At 67.3% G+C, this 18,866-nt stretch carries 19 protein-coding genes; 8 read left to right on the top strand and 11 right to left on the bottom strand.

Annotation, left to right across the window (positions count from 1 at the left end; translation table 11 throughout):
• Positions 1–6 precede the first annotated feature (6 nt).
• The 3 genes from AC5RT3_RS08400 to AC5RT3_RS08390 form a co-directional block, all read right to left on the bottom strand.
• A complete protein-coding gene (locus AC5RT3_RS08400; RefSeq protein ID WP_494011443.1) occupies positions 7–1,026 on the bottom strand; it encodes an acyl-CoA thioesterase in 1,020 nt (339 codons plus the stop codon).
• A 102-nt stretch (positions 1,027–1,128) separates the two neighbouring features.
• Positions 1,129–5,529 carry a rhamnogalacturonan lyase family protein gene (locus AC5RT3_RS08395; RefSeq protein ID WP_494123967.1) on the bottom strand — a complete coding sequence of 1,467 codons (4,401 nt, stop codon included), beginning with the start codon at positions 5,527–5,529 and terminating at the stop codon, positions 1,129–1,131.
• 346 nt (positions 5,530–5,875) lie between these two features.
• On the bottom strand, positions 5,876–6,310 hold the full coding sequence (locus AC5RT3_RS08390) for a DoxX family protein (RefSeq protein ID WP_494051964.1): 435 nt from the start codon (positions 6,308–6,310) through the stop codon (positions 5,876–5,878).
• A 117-nt stretch (positions 6,311–6,427) separates the two neighbouring features.
• Between AC5RT3_RS08390 and AC5RT3_RS08385 the strand changes: the two genes are divergently transcribed.
• The 3 genes from AC5RT3_RS08385 to AC5RT3_RS08375 all read left to right on the top strand — a co-directional run bounded on the left by AC5RT3_RS08385 (position 6,428) and on the right by AC5RT3_RS08375 (position 8,888).
• Positions 6,428–7,780, top strand: a complete 1,353-nt coding sequence (locus tag AC5RT3_RS08385; RefSeq protein WP_494051963.1) for an MATE family efflux transporter — start codon at positions 6,428–6,430, stop codon at positions 7,778–7,780.
• A gap of 53 nt (positions 7,781–7,833) precedes the next feature.
• On the top strand, positions 7,834–8,424 hold the full coding sequence (locus tag AC5RT3_RS08380) for a hypothetical protein (RefSeq protein WP_494123966.1): 591 nt from the start codon (positions 7,834–7,836) through the stop codon (positions 8,422–8,424).
• Positions 8,425–8,528: 104 nt separating this feature from the next.
• A complete protein-coding gene (locus AC5RT3_RS08375; RefSeq protein ID WP_494123965.1) occupies positions 8,529–8,888 on the top strand; it encodes a hypothetical protein in 360 nt (119 codons plus the stop codon).
• 28 nt (positions 8,889–8,916) lie between these two features.
• Here the strand turns inward: AC5RT3_RS08375 and AC5RT3_RS08370 are convergent, their stop codons facing one another.
• Positions 8,917–9,462, bottom strand: coding sequence for a CGNR zinc finger domain-containing protein (locus tag AC5RT3_RS08370; RefSeq protein WP_494123964.1), 546 nt, complete (start codon positions 9,460–9,462; stop codon positions 8,917–8,919).
• A 71-nt stretch (positions 9,463–9,533) separates the two neighbouring features.
• Between AC5RT3_RS08370 and AC5RT3_RS08365 the strand changes: the two genes are divergently transcribed.
• Positions 9,534–10,583, top strand: a complete 1,050-nt coding sequence (locus AC5RT3_RS08365; RefSeq protein ID WP_494123963.1) for an EamA family transporter — start codon at positions 9,534–9,536, stop codon at positions 10,581–10,583.
• A 96-nt stretch (positions 10,584–10,679) separates the two neighbouring features.
• Here the strand turns inward: AC5RT3_RS08365 and AC5RT3_RS08360 are convergent, their stop codons facing one another.
• A complete protein-coding gene (locus AC5RT3_RS08360; protein WP_494011451.1) occupies positions 10,680–10,943 on the bottom strand; it encodes a WXG100 family type VII secretion target in 264 nt (87 codons plus the stop codon).
• Between the two features lie 211 nt (positions 10,944–11,154).
• On the opposite strand from AC5RT3_RS08360, the gene AC5RT3_RS08355 reads away from it, so the two are divergent.
• A complete protein-coding gene (locus tag AC5RT3_RS08355) occupies positions 11,155–11,427 on the top strand; it encodes a DUF2277 domain-containing protein (RefSeq protein WP_494051959.1) in 273 nt (90 codons plus the stop codon).
• A 33-nt stretch (positions 11,428–11,460) separates the two neighbouring features.
• Here AC5RT3_RS08355 and AC5RT3_RS08350 read toward each other — a convergent pair whose 3' ends face one another.
• The 6 genes from AC5RT3_RS08350 to AC5RT3_RS08325 form a co-directional block, all read right to left on the bottom strand.
• Positions 11,461–13,782, bottom strand: coding sequence for a heavy metal translocating P-type ATPase (locus tag AC5RT3_RS08350; protein WP_494123962.1), 2,322 nt, complete (start codon positions 13,780–13,782; stop codon positions 11,461–11,463).
• Between the two features lie 20 nt (positions 13,783–13,802).
• Complete coding sequence (locus AC5RT3_RS08345; RefSeq protein WP_494051957.1) at positions 13,803–14,042, bottom strand: heavy-metal-associated domain-containing protein; 240 nt, start codon at positions 14,040–14,042, stop codon at positions 13,803–13,805.
• Positions 14,043–14,096: 54 nt separating this feature from the next.
• On the bottom strand, positions 14,097–14,441 hold the full coding sequence (locus AC5RT3_RS08340; protein WP_494051956.1) for a metal-sensitive transcriptional regulator: 345 nt from the start codon (positions 14,439–14,441) through the stop codon (positions 14,097–14,099).
• 276 nt (positions 14,442–14,717) lie between these two features.
• A complete protein-coding gene (locus AC5RT3_RS08335; protein ID WP_494051955.1) occupies positions 14,718–15,236 on the bottom strand; it encodes a universal stress protein in 519 nt (172 codons plus the stop codon).
• Between the two features lie 46 nt (positions 15,237–15,282).
• Positions 15,283–16,011, bottom strand: a complete 729-nt coding sequence (locus AC5RT3_RS08330) for a class F sortase (protein WP_494123961.1) — start codon at positions 16,009–16,011, stop codon at positions 15,283–15,285.
• 107 nt (positions 16,012–16,118) lie between these two features.
• Positions 16,119–16,874, bottom strand: a complete 756-nt coding sequence (locus AC5RT3_RS08325) for a hypothetical protein (RefSeq protein WP_494123960.1) — start codon at positions 16,872–16,874, stop codon at positions 16,119–16,121.
• Positions 16,875–17,175: 301 nt separating this feature from the next.
• Between AC5RT3_RS08325 and AC5RT3_RS08320 the strand changes: the two genes are divergently transcribed.
• From AC5RT3_RS08320 to AC5RT3_RS08310, 3 genes are all read left to right on the top strand, one after another.
• A complete protein-coding gene (locus tag AC5RT3_RS08320) occupies positions 17,176–17,376 on the top strand; it encodes a hypothetical protein (protein ID WP_494011586.1) in 201 nt (66 codons plus the stop codon).
• 73 nt (positions 17,377–17,449) lie between these two features.
• Positions 17,450–18,547, top strand: a complete 1,098-nt coding sequence (locus tag AC5RT3_RS08315; RefSeq protein ID WP_494123959.1) for a WD40/YVTN/BNR-like repeat-containing protein — start codon at positions 17,450–17,452, stop codon at positions 18,545–18,547.
• Complete coding sequence (locus AC5RT3_RS08310; RefSeq protein ID WP_494011460.1) at positions 18,540–18,827, top strand: MoaD/ThiS family protein; 288 nt, start codon at positions 18,540–18,542, stop codon at positions 18,825–18,827. The genes AC5RT3_RS08315 and AC5RT3_RS08310 overlap by 8 nt, the downstream gene beginning before the upstream one ends.
• Positions 18,828–18,866: the final 39 nt, after the last annotated feature.

Below are 18,866 nucleotides of genomic sequence, written 5' to 3'. Positions count from 1 at the left end.
AAGGCGTCAGGCCGGAGCGGCCTGCCCGGCATCCTGTCCGGCCAGGCGGCGCGCCTCGGCCTGCTCAAGCAGGTGGTTCGGCAGCCGGTTTCCAGGGGCGGTGCCCCGGATCTCCAGCAGCTCGCGCGCATGCGCGTGCAGTCTCTTGTCCTCCTCGCTGACCGGCACCCACGTGGGGACAGGCACGGAGTTGCCCTCGGCGTCGCGCGCCACCATGACGGTGAGGCAGTAGGTGGTAAGGTTCAGCTCGCCGCCCTTGGGGTCGCCGGACCTGACGTGGACGGCAACGTGCATGCCCTTGGTCCCGGTGTAGACCAGCCGGGCCTCCACCTCCACCACGTGTCCGATCAGCAGCGGCCGGTAGAAGCGCACGCCGCCGGAGAACACCGCCACGGTGTCCCTGCCGCAGTAGCGGGACGCGCAGACATAAGCGGCCTCGTCGATCCACTTCATCACGATGCCGCCGTGGACCTTGCCGCCCCAGTTCACGTCGGTGGGGGCCGCCATGAACCGCAGGGTCACCCGTTCGGCCGTACCGGCATCGGTATATTCCTGCCGGTTCATAGCTTCCACAATCTGTTCACGGACCTTGATGCGGGCCAGGGCGTGGTCGCGCTGCTCGATCTCGGCGGGTGTGGCGGGCTCGAACTGCCGCACGGGAATGGGTTTGCCGTCCTCGCCCACCGCCACGAAGATCACCATGCACTGGCTGCGCATGGTGGCGGGCCCGCCCTTGGGATCCCCGGAGGAAACCACGGTGCGGATATGCATGGAGGACCGGCCGGTGTACACGATGGTGGCTTCCACCTCCACCATATCGCCGCTGTTCACGGGGTCCGCGAAATGGATGTTTCCGACGTAGGCGGTGACGCAGTAGGACTTGGCCCAACCCACCGCCGCAGCATAGGCGGCCTTGTCCACCCACTCCAGGACTGTCCCCGCATCCACCGAGCCGCTGTGGCCCACATCCATCGGAGCGGCCAGGAAGCGCAGGGTCACGGAGTTCGAAGTGCCGGTCGCAGTCATGGTGCGATCATACTGACGCCCCCGGTTACCGGCGGGTTGGGGGCGAAACACGACGCTGCCCCGCCCGCCGGAAAGGCGGACGGGGCAGCGTCGCGGAACCCCCTAGCCGGCGTGGGTGTACACGATGTCCGGCTGGGCAGGAAGACCCATTCCTTCACCGATGAAGAAGCCCGGGTGCGGCGGCTGGTTGTAGGAGATGTTCTCCCGCGCCACGGACAGGCGGTACACCGGATCGTGCATCAGGGTCCGGAGCCGGATGTCCGTGCCCGCCGTGGTGGTGTAGATCCGCAATTCGGTGCTGTCAGCTGAAGGCCAGGCGATTTCCTCGCGCCAGTCACCCAGCAGGTCGGCCTGGATGGCAGGCGTGCCCTTGGTGCTGTTGTTCGACTTTGCACCCGTTGCGGTCAGCAGCCGTTCGCTTGTTGCGGCCTGCCAGTTCCACTTGGCGACGCTGGGCGTTCCGGTGCTTGTGGTGGCGTCCCAGTCGTGGTCGACGATCTCACGGAGCAGGTCGCCGTCCCACCAGGCCAGGAAGTTGGCCGCAGGAATCTTTTCGGCAATCAGCTCACCCCTGGCGGAGCGGAGCTGGCCGACGGGGGAATTCCACGCGGCGTCCCCGCCAATAGCCCAGCCCTCGGCGCCGGGGTGGCGGGGATCGATGTCGCCCATTGCAGCCCGACCGGTGTCCTTGACCGCAGGAATGCTCCACAGGACAGTGCCGGTCTTCGAGTCGCGGAAGGTGGCGCCCCGGTTGCCGCTGGATCCCATGTCCTCGTGGGCTGCAAAGGTCTCCAGCCCCGGGCGGGACGGGTCGAAATCGCTGGTGTGGATGGCGTCGCCGTGGCCCAGGCCGGTGGTGTAGAGCGGCTTGCCGTTGTCGTCGATGGTCATGGAACCGAAGACGAACTCGTCCTTGCCGTCCGCGTCCACGTCGGCAACGGACATATTGTGGTTGCCCTGTCCGCGGTACTGCGCCCCGCTGGCGTCAGAGTCGAAGATCCAGCGTTTGGTGATCTTGCCGCCCACAAGGTCGTAGGCGGCCAAGACTGCGCGGGTGTAGTAGCCGCGGCTGAACATCATGGACGGGCGTTCGCCGTCCAGGTAGGCCACGGCACCCAGGAACCGGTCCACGCGGTTGCCGTAGGTATCGCCCCATGCCCCCACATCCCCGCGCGGCGGGTCGTAGGCCACGGTGTCCATCACGGTGCCGGTGGCGCCATGGAAGACGGTGAGGAACTCCGGGCCGGTGAGCACATAGCCGCTGCTGTTCCGGTAGTCGGCGCCGCCGTTGCCGATGACCGTTCCGGCGCCGTCACGCGTTCCGTCCGCGGTCTTCATGGCCACTTCGGCCTTGCCGTCGCCGTCGAAGTCGTACGCCAGGAGCTGGGTGTAGTGCGCCCCGGCACGGATGTTCGGTCCCATGTTGATCCGCCAGAGCCTGGTGCCGTCCATCCGGTAGGCGTCCACGTAGACCGTGCCGGTGTAGCCCGCCTGCGAGTTGTCCTTGGAATTGGACGGGGACCACATCTGGATGATTTCGTACGTGCCGTCCCCGTCCAGGTCCGCGACGCTCGCGTCACCGGCGGAGTAGGTGTAGGGCTGCCCGTCTTTGGTGTAGTCGTCAGCCGGTTTGTCAAGCTTCACGGCAAGGTAGTCCTGCGCCAGCGGCGTGAACTCCGCGGTCAGCTGGTCCCCACCGGCGCCAACGGCCTTGATGGCGTAGCGGGAAGCGGCCGTCCCGGCCGGGTCAAGGAAGGTGGTGCTGTTGCGGATGGGCTCCTCGGTGAGCTGCACGCCATCGCGGATCACGTGGAACCCAATCTGCTCCGGGTCCAGGCCCAGCATGCGCCAGCCCACCCGTACACCGCCCTCGGTCAGGAGTGCCACGGGAGCACGGTCAATCTGCTCCATCTGCCGGTTGACCACCGTGACCTTTTCCGTGCCGATCACGGGGGAGGGGAGCGACTCGCCGCCCTTGTTGACGGTGGTCACCCGGTAGTAGTACCTGATGGTGGTCAGCACGGTGTAGTCCGTGAAGTTCACCTCGGACGCGCGGCCGACGTACTCGAAGGGCCCGTCCGGCGAGGTGGAGCGGTAGATCTGGTAGGCGGCGGCGTCGGCCACCTTCTGCCATTTGAGGGTGACGCTGGTCTTCTCCACTGCCTTGATGTCCACCTTGGCGGTGGCAGCCGGGACCGGGGTGGCCGGATCAACCAGCGCGGTCTCCGCGGTGTTGGAGCGGACCGACTCAAGGCCGGTGCTGTCCAGGGCGGTCACGAAGTACTTGTAGGAGAGCCCCGGGAAGGCGGTGGTGTCCTGGAAGGCCGGAGCCGCCACGTTTTCAGCCACCAGCTGGGGCTCGGTCTCGAAGGAGGCCTGCCGGAACACCTTGTAGCTCGCGGCGTCGGCCACCGGATCCCAGGCAAGGTCCACGGTGGCGGGGTCTGCGGCGGCGTTCACTGCAGTGGTGCGCAGGTTGGTGGGCCCGACCAGCAGCGGGGTGACCTCGAGGCCGTTGAGCCGCTGGCCCGAGCCGCTGATGGCCAGGTTCAGCTGCCCGTCAGAGACCAGGACCTGGTTGATGATCTTGGTGGCGGAGGATTCCCTACCGGAGGATACCTGCCCGAACGGGATGCCTTCGGCAGCAACGTCCGTCCGGGTGGAGCCGATCCAGTCGCTGTGGTACGTCTTCAGGGCGTAGGTGCCGTTGGGGACGTCCAGCCGGAACTCAAAGCTACTGCCGCTCAGGACGAAGTCCCGGAGGAGGTTGCTGGTCACGGCACCTCGGTCGCGGTCGCTGAGGACGGAGGTGTCCTTGAAGCCGAACGTCCGCTCCGGGGTGTAGGCAATGGTCCGGTTCACCTCGGTGTAGCCTGCTTCCACCGGTGCCCCCACCGGGCCGAAGTCGAACTTGTACTTCGCCTTTTTGGTGGTCAGGGCCAGTGCGTCGCTGGGCTCAGACAGGCCCTTGCCGTTCATCGCGGCCACCCGGACGCTGTAGGCCGTGCCTTCGGCAAGTCCGGCCAGGTTGGCGGTGGGAACGGTGGCGGTGGTGGTGAGCTGGTACGAGCTGTCGGGTTCGTCGGCCAGCTTGCGGTACACCTTGTAGATGTCGGCACCTTCCACCGGCTGCCATTTGAGCAGTGCCCCGGCATTGGAGATGCTGCCCGCCACCAGTCCCAGCGGCTTTGCGGGAACGGACGACGGCGGCGCCACCTCCCGGACGCGCGTGGCCAGGGGCAGGTTCAGGCTCTTCACGCCGCCGGCGACCAGGCGGGCGATCTGGATGGCGCCATATTCCTGGAAGTGGGTGTTGTCCACAGTGCCAGTGGGCCGGTTGGGGTATACGCCGGCATCAACATGGAGGAAGACGGACTTGGTGTCCTCGGGGCCGATCTGGTCGTAGTACGCACGGCTTGAGGCGGAGAGGTCCACCAGGGCCACGTTTTCCTCGGCTGCAAGCTCCTGCATCTTGGCAACGTATTCGGGGAAGCTGACGCGGAATTTGCCCGTGGCCTCGTCGTAGTCGCGGCGGCCCACCGGCGTCACCAGGATGGGGGTTGCACCGCGCTGGCGGGCGCCATGGACGTAGGTGCGGAGGTATTCCTTGTAGTCGGCGGGAGACGCATACCGGTCATCCACGCCGATGGTGGCGTCATTGTGGCCGAACTGGACCATCAGGTAGTCGCCGGGGTTGATGACGCGGAGGATTTCGTCCAGGCGTCCCTGGCTGATGAAGTTCTTCGAGCTCCTGCCGCCGATGGCGTGGTTTCGGAAGGTCACGGCGCCGTCGAAGTAGCGGTCGATCATCTGGCCCCAGCCCGCCTGCGGGACGTAGCCGGGATCGTAGGTCTGGACCGTCGAGTCGCCAGCAAGGTAGACGCCGGGATCGCTGGTGGCGGTGCGGGGGGCCCGCGCGGCGATGACCAGCGAGTTGATTTTGGCCGCGCTGCCGCTGAAGTCGAGGTTCAGCTGGCCGTCCACCAGTGAAATGGGGAACTCCATCTCCAGGTACTGGCCGGCAGGCTTGTCCGTGAGCTGGACCTTGGCCATTTTCTCCGCTGTGATGGCGATGTTGGTTGCTTCCACGGCGTCGCCGGCTATCAGCTTGACCGTGTAATCGCCGTTCGGAAGGTCCACGAGGAAGGTGCTGCCCTGGGCCAGCACGAAGTCGGAACGGAGGGCGTCGCCAGTGCCGCGGTCCGCGCCGGAGGTGGCGGCAGTGTCCGCAAAGCCGAACTTTCCTGCTGCGGAGTACTGCGTGCCGGCATCCACATGCGTATAGCCGGCCGCCGTTGCCCCGGGACCGAAGTCGAACTTGAACCCGCTTCCCACAGGCGGCAGGGCGGTGTTCGCATGGACAGCGGGGAGGCCGGTGAAGGCTATGGCAGCCGAGGCGATGGCTGCGGTGGCGGCCTTGGCGCCGGAAGCGGCAAGGCGTCGTCGCCGTGGCGGGCCTTCCAGGGTTTGGAGGATAGGTTGCGGGGGTTGGTTCACGGACATCTCCTTCGATGAGCGGTAGCAACGCAGCCTGGTCGGTTGGAACGATTCAAAAGCAGTGCGCTCCAGAGGGTGCACGTTGCATTTGAGGGTGGATCCCGAAGGGGGAGCCGGGTAAAGAGGCTGAGACCTGGGTGCGGGTGATGCAGCTCGCACGCTGCACTCACCATGGTCTATCAGCTTGCCGCGCGGCAAGGCAAGCGTTTTCCCGATCTTTCCCGGACGGAAATGATATTTGCTGTTCGAACTTGTTGGCCAATGATGCCCGGCTTGGTGGTTAAATGCCCGACGGCGGCCGAGGCACCTGGGTGCGCGGCCGCCGTCGGGCGTTAGCCTTCCTGGTTCCTATTTAGGCCAGGACGGCCAGCCTGGAGTTGTTGCGGCCGAAGAGAGCCCGGTCCACCGAGAGGCGGCCGGCACCGGTAAGCGCCAGCGCGAAGGCTGCTGCGGCCAACAGCAGCACCAGTTCGTAGCCGCCGTTGGCAGCGAAGACACCTGCGGAAGCGTGGACCAGGAAGAGGGCGCCCAGCATGTCGAGGGCCAGGAGTGCGGCAACGACCCGGGTGAGGATGCCCAGGATGAGGGCAATGCCGCCGGCGAGTTCGAGGACGGCTACCGCCGGGGCCGCGATCTCCGCCGCGGGCACGCCCATCTTGGCGAAGGAGGCCTGGGTGCCGGCGATGGTCCACTCGGAGAACTTCTGCCAGCCGTGGGCTGCAAAGAGGAAGCCAAGGACGATGCGCAGGGCGGTGAGGGCGGTGGTGGTAAGGCGGGACTGGTTCATGCCTTCCAGTCTTCAGCAGAGATAGTTGAAGTGTCAACTATCCTGCCTGAAGTGTGAACTTTGTCATGAATGTCTATCCCAAGGCGCGGCCAGGGGTCTCCCCGTTAAGCTGGCACGGTGCCCCAACCATCAACTCCCCTTCGCGTGGCAGCCCGCCGGAGCCACGGCCGGGAAATCCTCCGCCTCGCCGTCCCCGCCTTCGGCGCGCTGGTGGCCGAACCCCTGTTCCTGCTCGCGGACTCGGCCATCGTGGGGCACCTGGGGGTGGAGCAGCTGGCCGGGGTCGGACTGGCATCGGCCGTGCTGCACACCGCCGTCGGGCTCATGGTGTTCCTGGCCTACTCAACAACCCCGGCGGTGGCACGTGCCATCGGCGAGGGGCAGCTGGGTAAAGCCTTGGCGGCGGGGCGCGACGGCGTCTGGCTGGCACTGCTGCTAGGCGTCGTCCTTGCGGTGGCCGGCTTCGCGGCAGCTGAGCCGCTGATCGGGCTGATGGGCGCGGAGGGGGAAGTCCGCACCTTCGCCGTGGATTACCTGCGCTGGTCCATGCCGGGACTGGTGGCCATGCTCCTGGTCTTTGCCGGGACCGGTGTCCTCCGTGGCCTGCAGGACACGCGGACGCCGCTGGTGGTTGCCACCGCCGGCTTCGGAATAAACATTGTCCTGAACCTGTGGCTGGTCTACGGTCTCGGCTTGTCGGTCACCGGCTCCGCGGTCGGGACCAGCCTGGCGCAGTGGGCCATGGCCTTCGTGTATGTGGCAATGGTCCGGCGCAACGCCGTCCGGCACGGCGTCAGCCTCCTCCCCAGCTGGCGGGGAATCCGGAGCATGACCAGGGTGGGGTCGTGGCTCATGCTGCGCACCCTGAGCCTGCGCGCAGCCATCCTGGTGACGGTGCTGGTGGTGACCGGGCAGGGCGCCGTGAACCTTGCGGCGCACCAGCTGGCGATGACAATCTTTTCGTTCCTGGCTTTTGCCCTGGATGCGCTGGCAATTGCCGCCCAGGCACTGATCGGCAAGGAGCTGGGGGCGGCGAATGCCGCCAAGGCGCGTGCGCTCACGCGGACGATGATCCGCTGGGGCATCGGCTTCGGCGTGCTGACCGGCCTGCTGCTGGCGGCGGCGGCGCCCTGGGTGGGGGCACTCTTTACGGCCGACCGGGAGGTGCAGTCCGTCCTGGCTGTTGCCCTGTGGATCCTTGCCGCCGGCCAGCCCGTTGCCGGGTATGTCTTCGTCCTGGATGGTGTGCTGATTGGCGCCGGGGATGCCAGGTACCTGGCGCTGGCCGGACTGGTGAACCTCGCCGTCTATCTGCCCCTGCTGGCCGCCGTCGCCTGGTCCGGCGCCGCCGGGGTGGCGGGCCTGGGCTGGCTTTGGGCCGCCTTCGCAGTGGGTTATATGGCCGCCCGGGCAGTGACTTTGGGCCTCCGCGCCGGGGCGGACCGGTGGATGGTCCTGGGCTCGGCCTGACTGTTGCGCCCACCCTCGATACACGGCGAAGCGCTCCCCACTAAACTGGTCCGGTGACGCAACCACTTACCCCCGCAGGCGCCGCTCCCAAAGCCGCTCCCCGGTCCGACCTCTGGAAGCCGGTCCTGCTCCGCTCGGCGGCTGCGCTGGTGTTCGGTGCCGTGACCATCTTCTGGCCCTCGCCCTCCATTGAAGTCATGGGCTGGGCCGGCGGGTTGTACCTGCTGGCCACCGGCGTGGTAACCCTTTGGGGTGCGCCGGCCACGGGATTCCCGCGGGAGGCCGTGCCCGGCAAACTGCTCTCCGCCGCGGGCTCGGTGCTGACCGGTGCCGGTTTCGCGCTGGTGCTGCTGCACGGCGACCTGCTGTTCGCCGTCGTAGCGGCCCTTGGCCTGGGCGCCGCCGGGGCGCTTGAGCTGTGGTGCGGCCTCCGCCACCGCGGCCGGCACGTCCTGGCCCGGGACTGGATCGCGTCCGGCATTATTGGTCTCGGAACCGCCGCCGTCCTGCCCTTCTTCATCAGCCTTGGCGCCCACGCCCTGCTGGGGGTGGCTGGAGGCGGCGCCATCATTTCCGGCGTGTTGTGGGTGCTCTCCGGCCTGACGCTCCGGCACGATGCCCGGACCGGCGCCCCCAAGCCGTAAACTAGGAGGGCGCGGTTCTACTTCTCGTAGAAAATTGGGCCGGGCGCACCAGCACATCACCTAAACCAGGACGGCCGGCATGCCGCCTGCAGGGAGGACTTACAGTGGCAGACCAGCATCCAGGAAAACCGCGCAGGCTGCGGACCTCGGTGAAGGGGCCGCTGATGTTCTCCGCGTTCTGGGCCGTCGTCACCTTCATGGCGGTACTGATCTTCGCCTCAGGAGGCAGTGCCAAGACGCCCCGCTTCGACCTCGCCTTCACCGGCGCCGGCATCGCCTTCATCGTCACCCTCGTCATCGCAGCCATGCTTTCAATGAGCTACAAGGAAAACGCCGAGCACCTGGGTAAGGGATCCGGCATCAACCTCAGCTCAGCCAAGAAGTCCTCCCATGGCTTCGGCGCTCCGGGTGTCTCCAATCCGCCCGCTTCCGACGCCGGCCCTGAAGGACCAGCGGAGCGCTGACCCGCCTGCGGGCAGGCTTTCCGCCTGGTCAGCCCGCTGCCGCCTGCCGTGCCCGGTAGGCGGCCACGTGTGCACGGTTGGCGCAGTTCCCGGTATCGCAGTAGCGCTTGGACCTGTTCCGGGTGAGGTCAAGGACAACGGCGTCGCAGTCTTCCGCCTCGCACGTGCGCAGCCGGTCCATCTCCTTGCCGCGGATCACGTCCGCGAGAGCCATGGCCGCTTCCGTGCTCATCCGGTCAGCCAGCGGGGCTTCGGGCGCAGCGGCATGCAGGTGCCAGTCCCAGCCGTCGTGCTTGACCAGCTGCGGCAGGGCGTTGGCCGAGCGCAGCAACCGGTTCACAATGCCCACCGCCGTCTCCTCATCCGCGGCCCAGAGCCCGGCGAGTTCCCGGCGCAGTGCGCGGACGCTGTCCAGTTCCGCGGCGTCCCTGGTCCTTGATCCGGTAAATCCCTCGGCTTCCAGAAAGGCGTCAAGGTCCGCCTGGCTGGCCAGCTCCTCCCGGCCGTTCGCCGCTGAATTGATGAGGTCCACCACGGAGCGCAGCGCCACCTCAGTGTCAGGGGCAAAAACCATCTTGACTCCTTACAGCGCAGACGGGTACTGTCATGACCAATACCCCACTTTACTCCTGACAGGAGGCAACGGTGCCTGCCGCCAACAACCAACCCCAGAGCCGTGTGGCCCAGGTGGCCGGCCGGGGATTCCTGGCGTCCGGACTTGGCATCGCGCTGTTTTCCTCCGCAGTCTTCGGAACCTCCGGCTCGTTCGCCAAAGCACTGCTGGAAACCGGCTGGTCCACGGGAGCGGCCGTGACGCTCCGGCTGACCGGCGCCGCCCTGATCCTCGCCATCCCGGCCGTCCTTGCCCTGCGCGGACGCTGGCACCAGCTGCGGGACAACTGGCTGACCATCCTCTTGTTTGGCCTGATCGGGGTGGCAGCATGCCAGTTGTTCTACTTCAATGCGGTGGCCCGCCTGTCCGTGGGCGTCGCCCTGCTCCTGGAGTATCTGGCGCCCGTCCTGATTGTGCTGTGGCTCTGGGCCGCCAGCCGGAGGCGGCCGCGGGCGCTGACGCTCGGCGGTACCCTGCTCTCCCTGGCCGGCCTGGTGCTGGTCCTGGACCTCACCGGCGCGGTGAAGGTGGATCCCGTGGGCGTCCTTTGGGGGATTGCCGCAGCGGTCTGCCTGGCCATGTACTTCTTCATCACCGCCAGGGAGAACGACACCCTGCCCCCGATCGTGCTGGCCTCGGGCGGCCTGATGGTGGGGGCAGCGGTCATGTGGCTGGCCGGTGCAACCGGCCTGCTGCCCATGACCTTCAGCACAGCGGACACGAAGCTCGGGGGGTGGGTTGCCCCGTGGTGGGTTTCCCTCGCGGGCCTGGTGGTCCTGGCGACAGTCCTCGCCTATGTCTCCGGCATCGTGGCTGCCCGGGCCCTGGGTTCCAAGGTGGCGTCCTTCGTCTCGCTCACCGAGGTTCTTTTCGCGGTGGTCTGGGCCTGGCTGCTGCTGGGCGAACTGCCGGGTGCCATCCAGCTGCTGGGCGGTGTGCTGATCGTAGGCGGCGTCATCCTGGTGCGGCTCGATGAACTGCGCGCCCCGGCCGCGGAAACGGCAGCAGGGCCTGGCAAGGAAGCCGAACCGAAGGCGCCGTCCCCGCTGGAGCACGCGAACGACGTCGAACCCGTCCCCTAGGCCGGGCAGCAGCAGCCGGCAGCCAAGGCTTAAACGGTAGGGCCCGGACACCGTGTGGTGTCCGGGCCCTGCTGCAAAGCCTTCGCGACCGGAAGGTTAGCGGGAAGCCTGGCTCTGCTCTTCAGCGTTCCGCTTGGCCTGGCTGCCGGCATCCTTGAGTGCCTCGGCAACCTTGGTCAGCATGGCGGTGTGGGTTCCGGACCACTCGTTCCGGAACTTCTCCGCGTCCGGGCCCTCCCAGTTGGTGCTGCTCAGAACCTTGGTGAGAGTGGACTTCTGCGTCTCGATCTCGGACGCACCTGCCTGAAGCTTGCTGCCGAGCTGGCGAAGCTGCTCAACGTCTGCACCCCAAATAGCCATCAGTTTCTCCTCTTGGTTAGTGGATCCGAATATGGGTCGGCATCCCCCGGCCTCCCGGCTCATCCGGAAGATCCATTGCCTAGAACCTATCCCGGCCGCTCAAACAGTGTCGATGGGCACCCCTGCCCATGCCGGACTCCCCATGGACGGACGCCCGCCACCCCGTACGGAAGGGGTCGATCCCAGGCGCTCCAGAGCCTAGCATGGCCTTATGTGCCGGAATATCCGAACCCTCCACAACTTCGAGCCGCACGCCACCTCCGAGGAAGTGCACGCCGCCGCCCTGCAGTACGTGCGCAAGATCAGCGGCAGCACCAAGCCCTCGAAGGCCAACCAGGCAGCCTTCGATGAGGCGGTCCACGAGATCGCCCACATCACCCAACACCTCCTCGATTCGCTGGTGACGCAGGCTCCGCCCAAGGACCGGGACACTGAGGCTGCCAAGGCAAAGGCCCGTGCCGCCGTCCGGTACGGCGCGGCCTGAGCCGCCCTGGTTTCCCGGCGGCCGGCCGGCAGGTTACTTGCCGAAGCTGCGCAGCCGCAGCGAGTTGGCCACCACCAGGACTGAGCTCGCAGCCATCGCGGCGCCGGCGATCATGGGATTGAGCAGCCCCAGCGCGGCCACCGGAATCCCAACGGCGTTGTAGAAGAAGGCCCAGAACAGGTTCGTCTTGATCGTCGACAGGGTCTTCCGCGAAAGCTCGATGGCCTGGGCCACCTGGGCGAGGTCGTTGCCCATGACGGTCAGGTCCGCGGCCTCGATGGCCACGTCGGTACCGGAGCCCATGGCAATCCCCAGGTCCGCCTGCGCCAGGGCCGCAGCGTCGTTGACGCCGTCGCCGGCCATGGCCACCGTTGCCCCGCCGGCCTGCAGCCGGCGGACCGCCTCCACCTTTCCTTCCGGCAGAACGCCCGCATAGACGTCCGCTGCATCAATGCCGACGGCGGCGGCCACCTGGGCGGCCACGGCGGCATTGTCACCGGTCAGCAGGATGGGCCGCAGCCCCAGGTGCTTCAGCCTGGCAACAGCCGCGGCGGACCCTTCCTTGACGGTGTCCCGCAGGCTGATCACGCCGGCCGGGGCACCGTCCACGGCAACCCAGATGGCCGTGGCGCCGCCCGCCTCGGCCGCCGCCAGCACCCCCTGCTGCCCTTCTGCAAGTGAAATGCCGTTGTCCTCAAGCCACCCCGTGCGGCCGGCCACCACCAGCCTGCCCTCCACGGTGCCCAGGACTCCGCCGCCGGGCGCGGAACGGAAGGCCTGGACGGCAGGCAGGGCGGCGCCGTCGTGCATGGCCTCCCTTGCCGCTGCGGCGATGGCGTGCGCTACGGGGTGCTCGGACGCCGCCTCCACCGCTCCGGCCAGCCGGAGCACATCGTCCTCCGTGAAGCCGCCGAAGGCCGCGGTGGCGTCCACGGCAAGGACTCCGGTGGTCACCGTCCCGGTCTTGTCGAGCAGGATGGTGTCCACAGTGCGGGTGTCCTCGAGGACCTGCGGGCCCTTGATCAGGATGCCCAGTTGCGCTCCGCGGCCGGTGCCTGTCAGCAGGCCAACCGGCGTGGCCAGGCCCAGCGCGCAGGGGCAGGCAATGACCAGGACCGCGACGGCGGCCGTGAAGGCGGGGCGCACCTCGCCGCCCGCCACGTCCGGGCCGGAGAATAGGAGCCACAGCACGAAAGTGGCCGCCGCAATGGCCAGGACCACCGGCACGAAGACAGCGCTGATGCGGTCCGCCAGCCGGGCGATGGGCGCCTTGCCCGTCTGCGCCTGCGACACCAGGCGGGCCATGTGTGCCAGGGTGGTTTCGGAGCCGACCCTTGCCGCCTTGACCAGCAGCCTTCCGGAGGTGTTGATGGTGGCGCCGGTGACGGCCGAACCGGGTCCCACTTCCACAGGAACGGACTCGCCGGTGACCAGGGAGGCGTCCACCGCTGAGCTGCCCTCCACAACTACACCGTCGGTGGCGATCTTCTCGCCCGGGCGGACCACCAGGATGTGGCCCACCTGCAGACGGTCCGCGGGGATCCTCTGCTCCGCGCCTTCGTGAAGGATGGTGGCGTCCTTGGCGCCGAGGTTGAGGAGCGCCTGCAGGGCATCGCCTGCCTTCTTCTTGGCATTCGCCTCCAGGCACCTGCCCAGGAGCAGGAAGGTGGTGACCACCGCCGCCACCTCGAAGTAGAGGCCGCCGGTTTCCATCCCCTCCATGCCGGGGTGTTCGGTCATGCGGGGGTCGGCCGCGAGCTGCCAGGCGGAGAACAAGTACGCCGCGGCCACGCCAAGGGATACCAGGGTGTCCATGGTGGACGCGAAGTGCCGCGCGTTGATGGCCGCGGCCCGGTGGAACGGCCAGGCGGCCCAGGTCACCACCGGCAGTGCCAGCGCGGCAGCAACCCAGCCCCAGTTGGCGAACTGGAATGCCGGAACCATCGACACCAGGAACACTGGCAGCGTCAGGACAGCCGCCACAAGAAGGCGGGGTTTCAGCTGCCCGGCAGTTCCGCCATGGGCCAGATGGTCATGTTCGACGAAGGCGCCAGCGGGTTGCGCCGCCTCCCCGCTTTCGCTGCCGTCCGGCGCAATGGGGTCCGGCGCTGGGGCGTGCCGCAGCGTTGCCTTGTACCCGGCTGCGTTGACGGTGTCCACCAGCTGCTCATCACTGATCCCTGGGGGCACCGTGACGTGGGCCGATTCGAGCGGGAGGTTGACTGTTGCCTCCACGCCCTCGAGCTTGCCGAGCTTCTTCTCCACGCGGTTGACGCAGGAGGCGCAGGTCATGCCCTCGATCTCGAGTTCCACCACGCGGGTGTCCGGCGGGCGGAGCAGATCCTGGTGACTCATGTTTTGTCCCCGTTGGCCCTTCAGGCTTCGTTGGCGACGACCAGGTACCCGGCCTCCGCCACTGCTTCGCCGATTTCCGAGGGTGACAGCTTTTGCGTGGACGTGATGGTCACGGTGGAAATGCCGCCGGGGCTGAGTTCGACGTCCACGGCCTCCACCCCCGCGAGGGCCTCGAGTTCTTCGCTGACCGCGGAGACGCAGTGGCCGCAGGTCATGCCGGAAACGTTGACGGTTGTGATGGTGGGGGAGGTGGTGCTCATGGCTGTCTCCTGATGGTTTGGCCGGCGGTGGCCGGCAATGGGTGCAGTTGGGGTTTAGCGAAGCAGCCGGCCGATGGCGTCGGCCGCTTCCTTGACCTTTGCATCGATGGCTTCGGCGCGCGCTTCCGGGTCGGGTTCCGCGGCGGCCCCCACCACGCAGTGGCCGATGTGCTCCTCCACCAGTCCCAGGCTCACGGCGTGCAGGGCTTTGGTCACGGCGGAAACCTGGGTGAGGATGTCGATGCAGTATTTGTCCTCATCCACCATCCGCGCAATGCCGCGAACCTGGCCTTCAATGCGCTTGAGCCGGCGGAGGTAGGCGTCCTTGTTTCCCGTGTACCCGTGTTCCGGCACGTGCTGCACTGCGGACCCGGCGGTTGCCTCTTCAAAGGAGTTCATGAATCCACCGTATACCCCTGAGGGGTATCAAATCAAGTACCCCCTAGGGGTATAAAGGGACATCCCAGAGCAGGGCACAAAAAAGCTCCGGAGTGCGTTATTGGGGGATACGCACTCCGGAGCAGCTCTTGGGCAAAACCGGTGTCCACCTGCGTGGATCGGTCTGCTTGAATCAGCTTACTGGCTGGTATTGGCGTCCGCCAGCACCGCGAATAACTACTTTCGCTTTATTTTCAGCGTGCCGTTTCCGTCCCCTGTCGGCTGCCCGCGGACGGGTCATGGCCTGTCCTCGTGCGCCGGCATCCGGTAAGGCACCACCAGGACGGGCTTGCTCTGGTGGTGGGTCAGCCATGCTCCCACGGAACCATTCAGTGCCTCTGAAAGCCGGTGCGAGAAGCCGCGTTCGGACGTGCCCACAACAATGATCGGAACGTTGGCTTCGGCCGCCAGCCGGCCCAGTGCACGGGCGGGATCACCGGCAAGGGTGCGGAGTGTCCAGTCCACCACGCCGCTGCCGGGCGGCACCTTGTCCACGGCTGACTGGATGTCTGCCTTCAGTTCCGCCGTGAGGGTCCGGATGTCCTCGTCGTCGGCGTCCGGATGAAGCGACAGGCGGTGGGCCGAGCGGGCAGGGTCCCACTCCACCAGGTAGCTGGCCTCGTCCACATACGCGCACACCAGGGGCGTACCCAGCCGTGCGGCCAGGGTGGCCGCGGTCTGCAGGACTTCCGGATGCTGCTTGGGCATGATTCCCACCAGCAGGGGGGCAGTTCCACTGAACCGTTCCGATGTCATAGCTCATTGTGCGCCCGGGCAACTGCCTTGAACAGGTCCTGCCGGATCACATAAGCGCAGGTGAGGCCGTTATCACCACGTTCTTGCCCCACGGGTCCTCCGTGTAGCAGGAGATGAGGACCAGCCGGTTGGGCACGATGTCCCAGATGGGGCTGTCCTTCAAGCTGGACTTCACGTACGTCGTCACGCTGTCCACCTGGTAGGGCAGGGTTCCCGCGGCGGTGTCCACCTCAAAGCGGTCACCCACCCGCGAGGCCGAGCTCAAGTGGTTAAACGGGGCCTCCGCTCCATCCCAGCTGTGGCCGATCACGTACGTCGTGTTGGCTGAGCCCTCCCCGGGAGTCCCGAACGGAACCAGCCAGTAGCCGTCCTTGGTTTCCGGCGGCACGATGGTCCCGCTGTCCTGCGCGGCGCCGTCGAGGTCCAGCGGGTGTACCGGCACGTCAAAACCTGCCGCCCCGTACCGGATGCGCACCGGAGCCGCCGCCTCCGGCAGGGCGGAGGCGGATGACGGCGGGGCAGCCGCGGTGGGCGCCGTCGGCGGGCTTTGTATATCCCGAGTGCTGGGTGCCAGCGGTGCGGTGGTTGCCGGTGCAAGGGTTGCCGTTTCAACGCTTTCGACGGCGGCCGGCTGCGGCTGGTGGAGCAAAGGGCCGCCGAACGTAATGGCCAGGAATGCCAGGATTCCGGACAGGAGGATGGCGAGGTCGCCGCGGTCCCAGCGGCGCCACCGGCGGCCGGTCCGGGCCGCGTGCCGGCTGCGTTCCTGGGACATCTGTACTCCTCACCTGGCGGGGGATGATGGGAAGGAAGGCGCCCCGCCGGGCACTGGCGGGACGCCTTCCTTGTCAGTGGCCGCGGAAAGCGGCTCGGGCCGCGGGCTTAGCCTGCTGCGGTGGCGTCGGACCTGCGGCGTACGGCCACTGCGGCTCCTGCTGCCAGCAGTGCGCCCAATCCGGCGACCCAGGCGGGGGAGTATTCAGCCCCGCCAACGGCCGTCTGTGCGTTGTAGCCCTTGTTGGTGCCGAGGTTGGTGGTAGCGGTAGCGGTGGCGGCAGCACCGGTCGGTGCCGGCACCTGCGGCGTGGCGGCGGCAGGTTGCGCGGGAACCACCGGCGCACCAGCAGCAGGCGCCGCGGCCGGAGGAACAACCACCTCGGGGGCCGCCGGCGGGTGGACCACCGGCTGCTCGGCAGGCGGCACCACGACGGTTTGTTCGACCGGCGGCGCCACCACCGGCTGCTCTACGACCGGGTCAACGACGACGGGTGGGTCGACGACCGGGTCAACTACGACGGGAGGCACCACGACCGGGTCAATGATGACCGGCGGGTCCACGTCGACCGGCGGGTAGACCGGCGGTGTTTCGCCCGGCGGCAACGGGGCGCAATTGGCGATGTAGGCGATTTTTCCCGAATTGGTCCAATTCAGTCCCTCAGGCATTTTCGGCGTCGGCGGGATGATGTCGTCCGCGTGCTGGCGGTGGCCGCCGATCCCGTTGGCATCAAACTCCAGCGGAGTCCAGGCTCCGCCCTCGTCGTGGCAGACGACGACCCTGTCCGATGCGGCCAGGGCAGGGGCAGTGAGGCCAATCAGGCCCAGCCCTGCCACCCCCAAAGTGGCTAAAGTGCGTTTCATTTTTTCTCCCCAGTGATATGTAGCGGTCCATGCGCGCGGGGAGTGCCAGCGTTGACGCCTTGTGCCCCAGCAGCACGGTCAGCTTGCTTGAGGTTTCAGGCTAGGAGCGGCGGCGGGGGCGGGTCGCGAGTAGGAGGTACTCGACTTTGCGCGCCGCTGACGTGCGGCGATACCTGCTCCTACGCGGAAACGGGGGAGTACTACTTGTTCTGCGGCGCGAAGCGGCCCACTCCGTGATGCTCCCTTGTCCGCGGTTTGCCCCGCGCCTAACGTTGAAGCATACGAAAGGTGTGTGGACGTCATGGAAATCTACATGTGGTGGCTGGACCTGGACCTCGACACCAAGGAGTGGCTGCGGGAGAACCTGCGTGCCGAGGAACTGCCCCTTCCCGTGCTCCAGGGCATCGCGGAGGCGGGCGGACCGCACCCCGACAACCCGGCAGGAGTGCTCAGCGACGCCGACTGGGACTTCATAGAGACCCAGTCGGAGTTTGTCGACTAGCGCAGGGGCGGCCGGGAACTCCTGCTACCACATAACCGTTGCGGGCCGCCCGCAGCGATGGTTGCATGGGGGCATGGCATCCGCAGAGAGTTATGTCGTAGCGATCGGGACCAAAAAAGGACTCTGGCTGGCTACCAGCCGGGACAGGCGCAACTGGTCCTTCACCGGCCCCCATTTCCTGATGAGCGAGATCCCCAGCATCGGGATCGATACCCGCAAGGGGCGCACCCGGATCATGGTTGGTGTCCGGAATGAACACTGGGGACCCACGGTTGCCCATTCCGACGATCTCGGCGCCACCTGGTCCGAGCCGGAGCAGGGGGCCATCAAGTTTCCGGAGGACACCGGTGCGGCGGTAGAGCGCGTGTGGCAGATTTATCCGGATGCCGAATCCCGGCCGGGGGTGGTCTGGGCCGGTGCGGAGCCCATCTCCGTGTGGAAATCCACCGACGGCGGCGAACATTTCGAATTGAACCGGGGGCTCTGGGACCACCCGCACCGAAGCGAGTGGGGTGCCGGCTACGGTGGTGCGGCGGCCCATTCCATCGTGGTCCATCCCGCCGGCGACACTGTCCACGTGGCCATGAGCACCGGGGGTGTTTACCGGTCGGTGGACGGCGGCACCTCCTGGGAGCCCCGCAACAAGGGAATCTCAGCCTACTTTCTGCCCGACCCCAACCCTGAATTCGGCCAGTGCGTTCACAAGATCGCTGCGGATCCTGCCGTTGACGGCCGTCTCTATGCCCAGAACCATCACGGCGTCTACCGCACGGACGACAATGCCGACACCTGGACCTCCATTGCGGAGGGCCTGCCCGCAGACTTCGGGTTCGTGATGCTCACCCACCCCCGGCGCGGCGGGACGGCCTGGGTGGTGCCGCTGAAGGCGGACGGCGAACGCATTCCGCCCGATGGCGAACTGGCGGTGCACCGCACTGACGATGCCGGCTCCACCTGGAAGCGGCTGGCGTCCGGCCTGCCCACCGGCGAATACAACAGCGTGCTGCGCGACGCCGCCTGGGTTGACACGGCGGAACCCGCGGGCGTGTACTTCGGCACGCGCGGCGGCGCTGTCTATGCCAGCGCGAACGAGGGTGAGACCTTCACGGAAGTAGCGACACACCTGCCCGATGTGCTGTGTGTCCGGGCGGCAGTGATGGCGGGTGCCTGACATCGCAGTTGTCCTGCCAAGCGTCCTGCAGCCTCTCGCCGGTGGGCAGTCCGTACTGACTGCGCCCTCCGACGGGCCGGTGACGGTGGGAGAGCTGCTCGATGCGGTGACATCAAACTATGCGGTACTCGCCAGGCGGCTCCGCGACGAGACGGGTGCCCTGCGCCGCTTCGTGAATATCTATGTGGACGGCGACGAGGTACGTCGCCTGCAGGGGCTGGAAACGGAGGTGGCGCCGGGCCAGGAGGTCCTGGTGATCCAGTCGGTGGCCGGCGGCTAGGTTGTGCCGCCGGCCCAACACATCCCATGAAGGAATGAT

The sequence above is a fragment of the Arthrobacter sp. Y3221159 genome (genome assembly GCF_059089885.1).
The sequence above is the reverse complement of the archived record's forward strand: the minus strand, read 5'-3'. Positions and strand labels throughout refer to the sequence as shown.